General features: G+C 55.7%; 12 protein-coding genes. 7 read left to right on the top strand and 5 right to left on the bottom strand.

All coding sequences use genetic code 11. The annotated features are described in order from the left end of the window. Positions 1 to 30: 30 nt before the first annotated feature. From rplI to rpsF, 3 genes are read right to left on the bottom strand one after another with little or no spacing between them, the layout of a single operon-like run. On the bottom strand, positions 31 to 669 hold the full coding sequence (gene rplI, locus ACI2I1_RS00560) for a 50S ribosomal protein L9 (protein ID WP_224811738.1): 639 nt from the start codon (positions 667 to 669) through the stop codon (positions 31 to 33). Positions 670 to 681: 12 nt separating this feature from the next. Then, positions 682 to 906: a 30S ribosomal protein S18 gene (rpsR, locus tag ACI2I1_RS00555; RefSeq protein WP_006832330.1), complete on the bottom strand. Its 225-nt coding sequence runs from the start codon at positions 904 to 906 to the stop codon at positions 682 to 684. Beyond that, the gene (rpsF, locus tag ACI2I1_RS00550; protein WP_221541404.1) at positions 906 to 1,271 is read right to left on the bottom strand and encodes a 30S ribosomal protein S6; all 366 of its coding nucleotides are present in this window, start codon (positions 1,269 to 1,271) and stop codon (positions 906 to 908) included. Before rpsF ends, rpsR begins: the two co-directional genes overlap by 1 nt. Before the next feature lie 215 nt (positions 1,272 to 1,486). Here rpsF and ACI2I1_RS00545 point away from each other — a divergent pair, with 215 nt between their 5' ends. Further along, positions 1,487 to 2,431, top strand: a complete 945-nt coding sequence (locus ACI2I1_RS00545) for a DUF808 domain-containing protein (protein WP_404677488.1) — start codon at positions 1,487 to 1,489, stop codon at positions 2,429 to 2,431. A gap of 112 nt (positions 2,432 to 2,543) precedes the next feature. Next, on the top strand, positions 2,544 to 4,256 hold the full coding sequence (locus ACI2I1_RS00540) for a diguanylate cyclase (protein WP_404677487.1): 1,713 nt from the start codon (positions 2,544 to 2,546) through the stop codon (positions 4,254 to 4,256). On the opposite strand, the gene ACI2I1_RS00535 is transcribed toward ACI2I1_RS00540, so the two are convergent. Further along, on the bottom strand, positions 4,253 to 5,680 hold the full coding sequence (locus ACI2I1_RS00535; RefSeq protein WP_404678303.1) for a glutamate ligase domain-containing protein: 1,428 nt from the start codon (positions 5,678 to 5,680) through the stop codon (positions 4,253 to 4,255). The two genes, ACI2I1_RS00540 and ACI2I1_RS00535, sit on opposite strands and share 4 nt — an antisense overlap. Positions 5,681 to 5,746: 66 nt before the next feature. Between ACI2I1_RS00535 and ACI2I1_RS00530 the strand changes: the two genes are divergently transcribed. The 4 genes from ACI2I1_RS00530 to dnaN all read left to right on the top strand — a co-directional run bounded on the left by ACI2I1_RS00530 (position 5,747) and on the right by dnaN (position 9,563). Continuing rightward, a complete protein-coding gene (locus ACI2I1_RS00530; RefSeq protein WP_404678302.1) occupies positions 5,747 to 6,559 on the top strand; it encodes an LD-carboxypeptidase in 813 nt (270 codons plus the stop codon). Positions 6,560 to 6,599: 40 nt separating this feature from the next. Next, complete coding sequence (gene fabD / locus ACI2I1_RS00525) at positions 6,600 to 7,538, top strand: ACP S-malonyltransferase (RefSeq protein WP_404677486.1); 939 nt, start codon at positions 6,600 to 6,602, stop codon at positions 7,536 to 7,538. Next, on the top strand, positions 7,538 to 8,290 hold the full coding sequence (gene fabG / locus ACI2I1_RS00520) for a 3-oxoacyl-[acyl-carrier-protein] reductase (RefSeq protein WP_221541409.1): 753 nt from the start codon (positions 7,538 to 7,540) through the stop codon (positions 8,288 to 8,290). The genes fabD and fabG overlap by 1 nt, the downstream gene beginning before the upstream one ends. Before the next feature lie 148 nt (positions 8,291 to 8,438). Beyond that, on the top strand, positions 8,439 to 9,563 hold the full coding sequence (gene dnaN, locus ACI2I1_RS00515) for a DNA polymerase III subunit beta (RefSeq protein ID WP_221541410.1): 1,125 nt from the start codon (positions 8,439 to 8,441) through the stop codon (positions 9,561 to 9,563). Positions 9,564 to 9,642: 79 nt separating this feature from the next. Here dnaN and ACI2I1_RS00510 read toward each other — a convergent pair whose 3' ends face one another. Beyond that, positions 9,643 to 10,950 (bottom strand): FAD-dependent oxidoreductase, encoded by a 1,308-nt coding sequence (locus tag ACI2I1_RS00510; protein WP_404677485.1) that lies wholly within the window; start codon positions 10,948 to 10,950, stop codon positions 9,643 to 9,645. 102 nt (positions 10,951 to 11,052) lie between these two features. Between ACI2I1_RS00510 and ACI2I1_RS00505 the strand changes: the two genes are divergently transcribed. Further along, positions 11,053 to 13,296 carry an EAL domain-containing protein gene (locus tag ACI2I1_RS00505; protein ID WP_404677484.1) on the top strand — a complete coding sequence of 748 codons (2,244 nt, stop codon included), beginning with the start codon at positions 11,053 to 11,055 and terminating at the stop codon, positions 13,294 to 13,296. Positions 13,297 to 13,380 lie beyond the last annotated feature (84 nt).

Below are 13,380 nucleotides of genomic sequence, written 5' to 3'. Positions count from 1 at the left end.
GCGCCCTTTTCAATTGCCTGAAGCGAGAGATTAGCCTTCGGTAGTCTCTTCGCTGTCCGTGCCTTCTGCACTGTCGCCATCTTCGAGCATATCGGCCGGAATTTCACCCGGCTCGAGCGTCGGATCAGTGGTGTTGGCTGCAGCCATTTCCTCGATCTCGCGCTGCTCGTCTTCGAACATCTGTGCAAGCACGTCGACGCCCTGGCTCTGCAGTTCGGCTTCGTCGTCAGAACGAGCAACGTTTGCCTTGACCGTGATCGACACTTCGGGGTGAAGGTCGACCCGGACGTCATGCATGCCGATCGTCTTGATCGGGTTGCCCATGATGACCTGCTTCTTGTCGATCTCGTGACCCTTGGCTTCGAGTCCATTCACGATGTCGCGGACATTGACCGAACCGTAAAGCTGACCAGTGTTCGACGCTGCGCGGATCAGAACGATCTCGACGCCGTCAACCTTTTCACCGGCCTTTTCAGCTTCGCTGCGGCGTTCCGCATTTTCTTTTTCAAGACGGTCGCGGTTGGCTTCGAATACCTTTTTATTGGCTTCGTTAGCGCGCAGGGCCTTCTTCTGCGGGAGAAGGAAGTTGCGTGCGTAGCCATCCTTCACGGTGACGACGTCACCGATCGTGCCGAGCTTTTCGATGCGCTGGAGGAGAATGATATCCATGAGGTCTTCTCCTTACTTCACGATGTAGGGCAGCAGGCCGATGTGGCGAGCGCGCTTGATGGCCTTGGCCAACTCACGCTGCTTTTTCGCACTTACGGCTGTGATGCGGCTAGGGACGATCTTGCCACGCTCGGACATGAAGCCCTGCAGCAAGCGAACGTCTTTGTAATCGATTGCCGGCGCGTTCTTCGCGGAGAACGGGCAGGTCTTGCGGCGGCGGAAAAACGGGCGGGCCATCAGTCACGCTCCTCACGGTCACGGCGCTTCTTGGAGTCACGCTCGTTCTTGCGCATCATTACGCTGGGACCTTCTTCGTGTTCATCAACACGGATGGTCATGTAACGAATGACATCTTCGTTGATGCGCGTCTGGCGCTCGAGCTCGGCTACGACGGCACCAGGGCCTTCGATGTTGAGCATAACGAAGTGTGCCTTGCGGTTACGGTCGATCTTGTAGGCGAGGTTCTTGAGACCCCAGGTCTCGGTCTTGGTGACCTTGCCTTCGTTTGCCTCGACAATTTCGGTCGCCGTGGCTGCGAGCTGGTCCACCTGAGCCTGGCTCAGGTCCTGTCGCGCCAGGAAAACATGCTCGTAAAGAGCCATGTCCTTGTCCTTTCACTTGCTGGCCGATCGCTGGCTGATCCGCGGGATTGCGGGGCCCCTCCGGCTTTCTTCTTTTCTCTGCTGCGATTCTTTCGTCGGCGAGAGATGCGCGCACATAGCGTGTTTCATCAAATGTGCAAGCGGGAGGAAGTCCTTGTGAGACCGGAACGCACAGGGCAGGGCGTCGTTGGCTTGCCAACTCAAGGAGATAATTTGTGCCCGGCGGACTTGTAGCTCTATTAGATGATGTGGCGGTTATCGCGCGTACCGCCGCGGCGTCTGTCGATGATATTGGCATCGCCGCAAGCCGGGCCGGCAGCAAGACAGCTGGCGTCGTCATCGACGACGCAGCGGTAACTCCTAGCTACGTGACCGGTCTTGACCCAAGCAGAGAACTACCGATCATCGGACGAATTACGTTGGGAAGCCTGAAGAACAAGCTTCTCATTCTTCTTCCTGGAGCGTTGTTGCTCAGCTGGTTCCTGCCCCAGGCAATTATATTCATTCTGATGATGGGCGGATGCTATCTTTCTTTCGAAGGAGCTGAAAAGGTCATCGAAAAACTGGGAGGTGAGAAGCACGGTAAGACTCTTGATGACAAGATCGAGGACCCAGCCGCGTTCGAAAAGCAGCGGACCTCCAGCGCGATCCGGACCGATCTTATTCTTTCTGCAGAAATCATGGCGATCACGCTTAACGAAGTCGCAGATGAGAGCTTCATCGTCCGGGCTGGCGTTCTTGCGATCGTGGGCATTGCCGTCACCTTGTTCGTGTACGGTGCAGTTGCGCTCATCGTGAAAATGGATGACGTGGGCCTGCATCTTGCGAAGAAGAGTTCCGACTTTGCGCAGACGATAGGACGTTTGCTCCTGAAAGCGATGCCGTGGCTGCTGAAGGCGCTTTCATTCATCGGTACCATTGCCATGCTCTGGGTGGGTGGCGGAATCCTCCTCCACGGATTTCACGAAATTGGTTTCCATGGCCCCTCGGATTGGGCTCATCACGTACAAGTCGCAGTTGAAAATGTCAGCGGATCTTTTTCGGGAATATTTGGCTGGCTAAGTTATGCATCCATTTCGGCTTTAGTTGGTCTTGCAGTTGGCGTGGTCTTGACTTTAGTAATTCATAAAGTCTTTATGCGTGGTGGTGCAGCTCATTGATTTGTTTCTGAGCGTCTCAATCTGGGACGCTCCTTGTTACGCTCATTGTGAGAACGCTGTACCATCGATAGCTTTTCGCTTGCCGGTAGGTCTGTGAAAGTTCGGGGGGTGCATGAGCCAGAGGGGGTTGGCTGCGTTAGTTTACGCCTTGAGCGTGATTTGGCTAGCTATAGCCACGCCCGTCGCTGCGCGTGTAACCTCTCTGGCACCGGATATTTGCGTCGGGGGCGCCAATTCTGCGAGCGAGGCCCTCGCTCTGCCTCGAACTGCTCTGGACTGCGGGCCCGGCCGCTTCAAAAATTCCGATGCCGTCCTCCGCTCATCCATCGAACTGTCTGATTCTAGCCTTCCGACTACCGGGGCGTTTCTCTGGCAGACTGATCCTGCTCTTTTCGAGTCTATGTTGCTGCAATTCACTTATGCAGACGGGGAAACTAAGCTGGTCGACGTAGATCGCCAAATGGCAGTCAGAAACTGGTTTGTAAGAGCCCGTTTTAGCGTCCCTGTGCCAGACAGTTCTTCCAAACTCGAAGCGATAGATGTTGTCGTGGAGCGGCCTCGGACCCGGTCAATATTAAGTGCAGCCAGATTAATCGATCGCGACGATGCTATCGACGAGCATTATGTGAAATCCCTTGTTTATGGAATTGCATGTGGGCTGTTGTTGGTGCCAATATTTTTCGATCTGATGTTTTTCGGATTGCTCCGTTTCAGATTCATTCTTTGGCATGCAGCGATGTCTGCTTCTTTTCTAATTTTCATTTTTTCGCATTCTGGGCTTATCTTTAATTTTTTCCCAGACACGAATTTGGCGCTCCGCTTTCATCTCAATTCTCTTTCGCTCGCTGCCTCGGTCGTTTTTGCTGTCTTATTCACCTTGGACATTCTGGAAGAAAGGACGGTGCCGAGAAAACTCGTGCGAGGTATTCTTGCTTTGACCGGACTAATGGTGACATTGAAACTGGTCACCTTGCTGGATCTCGAAGTTTTCAGGCTGGAAGGTCACAGAGCCTTTATCTTGAGCATGCTTCCGATTGTCGCACTCAATTTGGTCATAGCGATGCAGGCTTTCAGGCGTGGAAGCCGCGCGGCCACGTACTTGCTGATTGCTTTTGCCGGCGCCGTGTTCAGCGGATTGGCAAAGCTGATTATAGAGCTTGGTCTTCTCTCACCGCTCTCTCCCCTCGACGATTTGGTATGCGTTTCGATGATCCTGCTCGTCCTGAGCACATCCGCCGCGGTCGGCGACCGGTTCCTGATCTTGCGGATGGAGCGCGACAGAGCTTGTTTCAGAGCCTTGAAACTGGGCAAGATGGCGCTCAGCGATCCCTTGACAAAGGTGGGAAATCGGCGAGCTTTCAACGCAATTAGCATCGTGGAAGAAGGTGCGGCATTGCTGGTCATCGATATTGATCACTTCAAGTCGATCAATGACGCGTTTGGGCATGCTACGGGCGACATGGTGCTGTCTCGCCTCTCCCGCATGCTTCGGCGTTTTTTCAATGAGCGAGGTGCGGCAGTTTTCAGGCTTGGCGGTGAAGAATTTGCAATTGTACTCCAGGCGCAAAACGAAACAGCCTTGCGGCATTGCGCGGAGCTATTGCGAGAAGCGGTCGCGAGAGAGATAGGTGATCCTTCTCTCTCCATCCCATCCATCACTATCAGTCTGGGTGGGGCGTTGGGAGTTGGAAGAAGCCGAGATCATGTCTTCTCGGAAGCCGATAAGGCACTTTATCGCGCGAAAAAATCCGGCAGAAACTGTAGTGTCATATGTAGCTGCGTCGCCTCAAAAATTGCCGTCGAGCCTGCCTTCGCCAGTTTTTAGGATAAGCTGTCAAACAACGACAAAGCGAACTCGGACAAGGTGTCGTCGCGGGCCCCCATCACGACGATGCGATCTTCTGGCCTTGCAATCTCAAGCAATCGAACACGGACTGCCGATCGATCGGGAATATACTCCGCTTGCCCTCCGGCAGACTTAACCAAGCTTACGATTCTTTCGCTACCCTCGCTACGGTCGACAGTACCGCCGAAGTAGACCGGATCGGACAACATCAGAACATCATCACCACTCAGTTCGTCCGCAAAGGTCTGGGCGAGCTCTTCCCCCATCTGTCGTAAAGGACCGTAACCATGTGGCTGGAAGAAAGCTAGTACGCGGCCAGGATGCGCGCGCAACGTTCGCAGCGTCGCGCCGCACTTTTCAGGATTGTGGCCGAAGTCATCAATGACGGTAATGCCCTTTGCCGTTGTCCCCACCACGTCGAACCTGCGTGCAAGGCCATGGAAACCGGCAAGAGCATCAACTGCCGTTGCAACGGGAATACCTGAGGCAACTGCTCCAGCGATCGCCGCGAGGGCATTCGCTAGATTATGTCTTCCCGGCATATTCAGCCGAAGCGCATGCTTGGAACTGTCATGGCGGTCGACGATCATGGCGGCTTGTCGGATCGGTCCTTCGGCAATGCTGCCGGGCACCACGCCGATTTGCGCCTTCTGTTGCTCGATCCCGAAAGTAATGACTTCCTGGGCATGCGGCAGCAGAGCGATGGCTTCTTCATCATCGGCATTGATGACCGATATACGACTGCGCGAGAGATAGTCGCCGAAGAGCTGGCGCAATTCCTCCATGCTCTTGTGGTCGAGGCTGACATTCAACAGTACGCCGACCGCGGGACGATAAAGAGCAATCGACCCGTCGCTTTCATCCACTTCACTGATGTACAGACTTTGCCCGCCCACAACGGCGCTCGCATAGGGGCGTTCTGGTGAGACGAAATTTTTCATCACGGCGCCATTCATGATGGTCGGCTCACGTCCAGTGGCCTGCATTATCCAGCCGAGCATCCCGGTCACAGTAGATTTGCCGCTCGTCCCTGCCACGGCCACGCCCGCCCCGCTGGTATTGAAGAGAATGGAATTGAGCTCCGCCCGCGTAAGGCGAAGGCATCCCAATTTGGTCGCCCGGTTGATGTCCGGGACGCTCTCTTCAATCGCAGCAGAAGCCACCACAATCTGGTCGCCCGACACAATGCCGCTTCCGTCCTGCGGGTGCAGTTCAAAGCCCTGCTGTTCAAGCGCGGCGAATTTGTCCGGCGTGCGCCCCTGATCAAAACTCCGGTCCGATCCGCCGACCTTGGCGCCGCGCCCTTTCAGAATCTGCGCAAGCGGAAGCATCCCCGATCCGCCGATCCCGACGAAAAAGAATGGGCGTGCGAAAAGTTCGTCGGGGCTGGGGAAGTCACTCATTTTGAACGCGCTATGCAGTTGTAAGCGCAATGACAAGCGGGCATGGTCCCAAGTGTGCACCGACCTATCCGAAAAGTCGCCATTTGCGCCCCGGCAACGCCACTGAAGCGCAACTATGCGGACGCTGTTCTGAAGCTGGCGGAAACTGAGTTTCCCGACATTGCGCTTACCTTTCACCCACAATGTTTCGTGGTTGAAGGACATTTTGCGGGGAGAGATGAGGTAAGGCTAGAAGCGCTGCTGGAGTGCGCGAACGACCCGCAGTTCGATGCGGTGTGGTTTGCTAAAGGCGGTTATGGTTCAAATCGCATTGCAGCCGAGTTTATCCATAGCGCTGGAATTGCGGCACGAAACAAGGCCTATCTTGGATATTCCGATCTGGGCTTCATACTGGGGAGCTTGTACCGCGCCGGCATCGGGAAGTCGGTTCACGCGCCAATGCCCGTAGATGTCAAGCGAGAGGGGGGCGTCGCTGCCGTCAGGCGCACGCTTTCATGGATGTCTGGTGACGATAGCGGGCTCGATCCCTCGCTTTCCGGCAAGCCTGCCGTCGCCTTCAACTTATATACACTTGCCATGCTTGTCGGCACTCGTTTCATGCCGGATCTTTCCGGCCATGAAATTCTCATCGAAGAGGTTGGCGAGTATGAATACGCCATCGACCGCCTGCTTTTCCATGTATTCGAAAACCTCGAAGGCGTGGCCGGCATACGGCTCGGCGAAGTCACTGCGGTACCGGAAAATGATAGGCCTTTCGGTGCTTCGCCCGAAGAGATTGTGCGTTATTGGTGCGATCGATACGATATCGAATATCTGGGGCGAGCCGCGATCGGCCACACGCCTGACAACAGGATAGTCCCCTTCGGCCTTGAGGGATAAGCGACACGCGCCTAAGCGCAGCCCCGACAAGGAGAGTTACATGACTGCATTCATCTTCCCCGGTCAGGGGAGCCAGAAGGTCGGCATGGGCGTAGAGCTCGCCGATGCAAGCGCCCATGCCCGTGAAGTCTTTGAAGAAGTGGACGAGGCGCTAAATCAGAAGCTTTCTGCGCTGATGAAGGACGGTCCGGAAAGCGAACTCACGCTGACTAGCAATGCTCAGCCCGCGATCATGGCGAACTCGATTGCCACCCTTCGCGTGCTTGAGAAAGAATTCGGCGTGTCGCTCGCCGACAAAGCCGATTGCGTAGCGGGGCACTCGCTAGGAGAATATTCTGCCTTGTGCGCTGCAGGGGCGTTTGGGCTTGCGGAGACCGCCAAACTGTTGCGTCTGCGCGGCATTGCCATGCAGGACGCCGTCCCAATCGGTGTCGGTGCCATGGCAGCGTTGCTTGGCGCAGATATCGAGAAGGCCGGCGCGCTTGCTGAAGCGGCCGCAGAAGGTCAGGTATGTGAGGTCGCCAACGACAATGACCCGACACAGGTTGTAATCTCCGGTCACGCCGAAGCAATCGACAGAGCCATTGAAATGGCCAAGGATCATGGCATCAAGCGTGGGATCAAATTGCCAGTCTCAGCGCCGTTTCATTGCTCGCTGATGCAGCCCGCAGCCCAGCGAATGAAACTGGCCCTTGCCGATACGTCACCGAGCGGTTTCATCGTTCCGCTATATGCCAACGTCACCGCAGCTCGTGTCAGTGATCCTGCCGAAGAACAGGCTTTGCTGGTCGATCAGATTACCGGTCGCGTGCGCTGGCGGGAAAGCGTGCTCGCAATGCGCGAAGCAGGCGTCGAGCGGTTCGTTGAACTGGGCGGCAAGGTACTCGGACCGATGGTTGGCCGTATAGACAAGCAGGCCGGCACCGTCAGCCTCGTCACCATGGAAGACCTTGAGAATTTCGCGAAGGAAAACGGCTGATGTTCAATCTCGAAGGAAAAACCGCGCTCGTGACCGGTGCAAGCGGCGGCATCGGCAGTTCCATCGCTTATGCGCTCGCCCGTCAGGGCGCGCGCCTCGCCCTCTCCGGCTCGAATGGCGAGAAGCTGCGCGCTTTTCGCGATCAGCTCAATGCCGACACCGGCGGAGACCATGTCGAGATCACTTGCAACCTGTCAGAGACCAAGCAAGTTGAGGAACTCATCCCCGCCACCGTCGATACGCTCGGCAGCATGAACATTCTCGTGAATAATGCCGGAATCACGAGGGACAATCTCGCGATGCGCATGAAAGACGAAGAGTGGGATGAGGTCATCCGCATCAACCTTGAAGCGAGCTTCCGTCTGATGCGCGCGAGCGCCCGCCCAATGATGAAAGCCAAGGGTGGGCGCATCATCTCCATAACCAGCGTTGTCGGCCACACCGGCAATCCCGGCCAGATGAACTACGTTGCTGCGAAGGCAGGCCTCACCGGGATGACCAAAAGCCTCGCGCAGGAACTTGCGAGTAGGAAGATCACCGTAAACTGTGTCGCTCCGGGCTTCATTCGGACCGCAATGACCGACGCTCTGAACGATGAGCAAAAGGCAGCTATCAACAGCCGCATCCCGATGGGCCGAATGGGAGAGGGCGAAGAAATAGCGGCTGCCGTGGCCTATTTGGCTAGCGATGAAGCAGCTTATGTCACTGGTCAGACCATCCATGTGAACGGTGGTATGGCAATGATGGGCTGATTCCTCGGGTTTATCCCCAAGGGAAGTCTGTCCTCTGGCGTCCGACGCTTGCGGGGCGTGGCAGCCCCGCTAAGGTCATTGTCCGTATTCCGGCGCTGGTGGGGCGATTCCGGCCTTCACCGCGCCAAAAAGGGACGAAAGAAGGACCATGAAGGCCACAATCGAACGCGCGACCCTGCTGCGCTGTCTCTCCCACGTCCAGTCGGTGGTCGAGCGTCGCAATACCATTCCTATCCTGTCGAATGTCTTGATCGAGGCCGAAGGTAACGGTCTTAGGGTCATGGCCACCGACCTCGATTTGCAGGTGGTCGAGCACATCGAAGCTGCCAGTGTGGAAAGCGATGGTGCGATTACCGTCTCTGCACACCTTCTGTTCGACATCGCCCGCAAGCTGCCCGAGGGGAGCCAGGTCAGTCTCGAAACTGCGGAAAACCGGATGGACGTGAAGGCCGGACGCAGCCGCTTCAAGCTGCCGACGCTCCCGCGGGACGATTTTCCGGTGATCGTTGAGGGGGACCTGCCGACCAGCTTTTCCTTGCCAGCTAAAACCCTGGCCGAGATGATCGATCGGACGCGGTTTGCGATTTCGACCGAAGAGACTCGGTATTACCTCAACGGTATTTTCCTCCATGTGTCGGATGAGGATCAGCCGGTTCTCAAAGCGGCCGCCACTGACGGCCATAGGCTGGCGCGCTTCACTCTTGCGCGTCCTGAGGGAGCGGAAGGCATGCCCGATGTCATCGTGCCCAGGAAAGCCGTGGCAGAATTGCGCAAGTTGCTGGACGAGAAAATGGATGGCGATGTCCAGATCGACCTGTCCGCCAGCAAAATCCGCTTCACGCTCGGCGGTGAAGGTGGGGTAGTGCTCACCAGTAAACTTATCGATGGCACATTCCCGGATTATTCGCGCGTCATCCCCACCGGGAATGACAAGCTGCTAAAAATCGATCCGAAAAGCTTCTTCGCCGGTGTTGACCGCGTGGCCACCATCGCCACCGAAAAGACCCGTGCTGTCAAGATGGGGCTCGACAAAGATCGTGTTACGCTGACCGTGACTTCGCCCGACAACGGGACCGCCTCCGAAGAATTGGCTGCGGAATACGGAGCGGACGGGTTCGAGATTGGCTTCAACGCAGGCTATCTGAAAGATATTCTCAGCCAAATCGATAGCGACGAAGTGGAAATTCACCTCGCGGATGCCGGCGCGCCTACCTTGATCCGCAAAAACGATGACAGTCCTGCGCTCTACGTATTGATGCCAATGCGTGTTTAAGATCGGAAAAGGGGAGGCAGTCTGATCGCTGCCTCCCCTTCTGGTTTGGGCGCTTGAGAGGTTGTGGTCCGTCAGTGATTTAGCTTTTTGCGGCGATCATGCTGGCTATGTCCACGAATTTTTCCCGCGGCGCGCCGGAACGCGCGGCGGCGACTTCGGCGCCTTCGATTTTCTGCCAATCGCTGAAAGTGACGATCTCGAGACCTCTTTCCGAGGCGAGCTCATCGAACCCCTCACGACCTCGCTTATGGCTACCCGAGGTCATATCTTCGGCCACAAGCTCCATCACATTATAGCCATCGGGACGGTTGGTACCGATCGTACCCGTGGGGCCGCGTTTTGCCCAACCGACACAGTACAGGCCGGGGGATATCCGCCCATCCACGCTATCAAAACGCCCGGCGCGCTGGTCGAAAGGCACGTCGCCCAAAGGCGAAGCTCGATACCCGATGCATGAAATGACCAGATCGGCAGGGAGGCGAAACAATTCACCCGTTCCCACCGGACGCCCGTCCACGACATTCATACGTTCGCATTCGACCTGCGTCACTCTGCCATCTTTTCCGTAAAAGGCTTTCGGACCGGCAAAGAACCGGAAGTCGATTGTGATTGCTGTTTTTGCGTGACTTTCCTCTGGCAAGTCCGCGAACTTCCGCAACAGCTCAACTGATTTACGCAAGCCCGGCTCGAGATTTGTGTCATCGGCAGGAGGCGGTAGATCAGCATGGTCCACCGATGGCGCCGCCCGCTGCAACTGCAGGAGTTCGCCCAATTCCTTCGGTGTCATCATTATCTGATGGGGCCCGCGGCGGCCAAGAATAGTGATAGTTTCCAGATTAGATGTGTGCAGCGCTTCGAAAGCGTGCGCTACGATATCAGACCCCCGCATCTCCGCAGAGGTTTTCGCCAAGATACGAGCCACATCCAGAGCGACATTGCCCATCCCGATGACGACAGCATGCTTGCCTGAAAGATCGGGGTTAAGATCCGCGAATTTGGGATGTCCGTTATACCAACCAACGAACTCGGCGCTGCCAAAGACGTTGTCAAGCTGATCGCCTTCAAGCTGAAGTTGGCGATCATTTGGTGCACCGGTCGCCAGGATGACCGCATCGTAAAGTTCTTGCAACTCTCTGACGGTGATGTCGTCTCCAACAGAAACGTTGCCGACGAAGCGGACATTGCTGGAAAGCGCAGTCTTTTCGTAACGAAGTGCGACTTTCTTGATGGACTGATGGTCCGGAGCAACCCCGCTGCGGATGAGCCCGTAAGGGACTGGAAGGGCATCGAAAACGTCTACGCGAACGTCATCACCCCATTTCTTGTTGGCTGCTTCCGCGGTGTAGTAACCGGCCGGGCCTGAGCCCACGATCGCGATCTGGCGCATAAAGCCTCTCTATATCCTGGAATGCCAGCATGGCGTCGCATTTTCGCTGTGGCAAGTTTCGCCAGCGCGTGGTTATCGGTTCATTAAGCAGTTTGAGATACAGTGCATATAGATCGGGATGACGGTATATTCGAACGGGAGCGGGATCTGATTGCGATGCCGGGGTTATTTTCGAAAGGCTCCAAGGGTGTACCAGACCTGACGGATGACGCGTCGGTTATTCCTATTGCCGAGACCGACTACATTCGGCGGGTCGAATTGCTGGATAGTTTCGAGGATGCGGGTCTGGGCTGGTTCTGGGCAACCGATCATCTGGGCCGGGTTATTTATCTTTCGAAAAATGCGAAAGAAAAATTCGGCCTCCCTGATGCAATGGTGATTGGAAAACCGCTCACCGGTCTTTTTATTACCGACGATGCGTCAATGTTGGATGAGGATGACGTTTCTACGCGCCCGCTCGCCTATTATTTAGGTGCACGAAATTCGATAACCGAAATGCCGGTAAAGCTTGCATCTCGACGCGAAGAAATCTTTCTGGAAATTGCCGGCAAGCCGCAGTTCGATGCTCGTCATCGTTTTCTCGGGTACAGAGGCAGTGCCAGAGATATAACTCGAAGCCGGGAAACCCGGCGCGATGCACAAAGGCTTTCGCTCTATGATTCCCTGACAGGGCTCTCAAACCGTTTGCGAATGGGCAGGCGGTTGGAAACGATGCTCAAACAGTATCGCAATGCGAAACGCGTCTGTGCGCTTATCATGCTCGATCTGGACCGCTTCAAACAAGTTAACGACACCTTGGGCCATCCTGCCGGAGATGAATTGCTCAAACAGGTTGCGGCGCGACTGAAGCAGATTTGTGATACGAAAGGCGAGATTGGGCGCCTGGGAGGCGACGAATTCCAGATTATTCTGCCAGATATTGATGATCGCGGTGAGTTAGGAGAATTAGCTGCTCGCCTGATCCAGATGCTTGCCCAGCCTTACTCGGTAAACGGTTCGCGGGCGACCATCGGAGCTTCTGCGGGAATAGCAATTGCACCATATGACGGGGTGAACTCCGAGGACCTCGTCAAAGCAGCCGATCTGGCCCTTTATGCAGCCAAAGGTGGCGGTCGAGCGCAATACCGTTTCTATTCCAGCGATCTCCAAGAGGATGCCCAATCGCGCAGATATCTCGAAGAAGATCTTCGCGATGCCATCGAGCGCGGGGAAATGCTCATGCATTACCAACCGATCGTGAAGGCGAGGGATTACAAGCTTTCCGGCTTCGAAGCGTTGATGCGCTGGGACCATCCGGATCGCGGATTTGTATCACCGGAGATATTTATCTCATGCGCCGAGGATATCGGGATAATCGACAAACTCGGAAAGTGGGCGCTGCGAAAGGTCTGCGAGCAAGCGCAGCAATGGCCCATGGAACTGCGGGTTGCCGTCAACGTATCTCCTACCCAGCTCAACACCGGCGACTTCGTACAGTCGGTCCAGATGGCTCTCCAGCAGTCAGGCCTCGATCCCAACCGTCTTGAACTTGAAATAACCGAGAGCGTGTTCGCAGGAGACGATGAGCAGACCCTCAAAATCTTTCACGAATTGAAAGAACTCGGTGTGCGTCTCGCCCTTGACGATTTCGGCACCGGCTATTCCTCCATGAGCTATCTGCGGCACGCTCCCTTCGACAAGATAAAGATCGATCAGAGTTTCGTGCGTGGCTCTACTGAAAAGGGGAACAAAAATTCCGCCATTGTCAGTGCGATCGTGAGCTTGGCCGAAGCGCTCGATATGGAGACTGTCGCGGAGGGTACGGAGACACACGACGAACTCGAACTTGTTAAAGCTCGCGGTGCAAGCCACATTCAGGGCTACATATTTTCGCGTCCGATTTCCCAGCAAGAGGCTCTGGGCAGGCTTGAGAAGGGAGATCTCGCCTATGAACCCAGGGGGCCGGAAAGGCACCGCGCTGAACGGCAGACGGTCTTTCGCAAGATTGGCTTAATTCATGATGATCACCGCTACAGGGTAACCCTTCGCAACATTTCGAAGACCGGCGCACGCATTGAAGGTCTTATTGACGTGCCGGTCGGGACCAAGTTCGTCCTGGATCTGGGTGATGGGCAGCTTGCAGTAGCTACAGTGCGAAGGTCGAAGAAACACACCCAAGGCGTGGAATTCGAGACGTCTTTAATCAGTGATGGCGCGGATGGCCTATGCACGCGTCATAGGGTTTCTCCTTATGAGATAGAAGCTGCCGGTAAGCCTTTGACCGCATTGACAAGGGATGCCTACGGTCAGCTGTCCGGCCTCGGGCCGGGAATGAGTATTCCTCGGTTCGCGGAAAAAAGCGACTGACCTGAACTGCAGTCGGAATTTTTTACACTGCCATTGCTGTTGTTAGGTCAATCCTAACCATTTCTTCCTAGTCAGACGGCACGC

The sequence above is a fragment of the Qipengyuania sp. NPDC077563 genome (genome assembly GCF_044901345.1).
Classification (GTDB): domain Bacteria; phylum Pseudomonadota; class Alphaproteobacteria; order Sphingomonadales; family Sphingomonadaceae; genus Qipengyuania; species Qipengyuania aestuarii.
This window is presented reverse-complemented; position numbering and strand designations above follow the sequence as displayed.

What these genes read in the sequence shown, in the direction of transcription:
- fabG (WP_221541409.1), top strand. Translation starts at nt 7,538, where the DNA reads ATGTTCAATCTCGAAGGAAAAACCGCGCTCGTGACCGGTGCAAGCGGC.
- ACI2I1_RS00535 (WP_404678303.1), bottom strand. Translation starts at nt 5,680, where the DNA reads ATGAGTGACTTCCCCAGCCCCGACGAACTTTTCGCACGCCCATTCTTT.
- rpsR (WP_006832330.1), bottom strand. Translation starts at nt 906, where the DNA reads ATGGCCCGCCCGTTTTTCCGCCGCCGCAAGACCTGCCCGTTCTCCGCG.
- ACI2I1_RS00540 (WP_404677487.1), top strand. Translation starts at nt 2,544, where the DNA reads ATGAGCCAGAGGGGGTTGGCTGCGTTAGTTTACGCCTTGAGCGTGATT.
- fabD (WP_404677486.1), top strand. Translation starts at nt 6,600, where the DNA reads ATGACTGCATTCATCTTCCCCGGTCAGGGGAGCCAGAAGGTCGGCATG.
- rplI (WP_224811738.1), bottom strand. Translation starts at nt 669, where the DNA reads ATGGATATCATTCTCCTCCAGCGCATCGAAAAGCTCGGCACGATCGGT.
- rpsF (WP_221541404.1), bottom strand. Translation starts at nt 1,271, where the DNA reads ATGGCTCTTTACGAGCATGTTTTCCTGGCGCGACAGGACCTGAGCCAG.
- dnaN (WP_221541410.1), top strand. Translation starts at nt 8,439, where the DNA reads ATGAAGGCCACAATCGAACGCGCGACCCTGCTGCGCTGTCTCTCCCAC.
- ACI2I1_RS00510 (WP_404677485.1), bottom strand. Translation starts at nt 10,950, where the DNA reads ATGCGCCAGATCGCGATCGTGGGCTCAGGCCCGGCCGGTTACTACACC.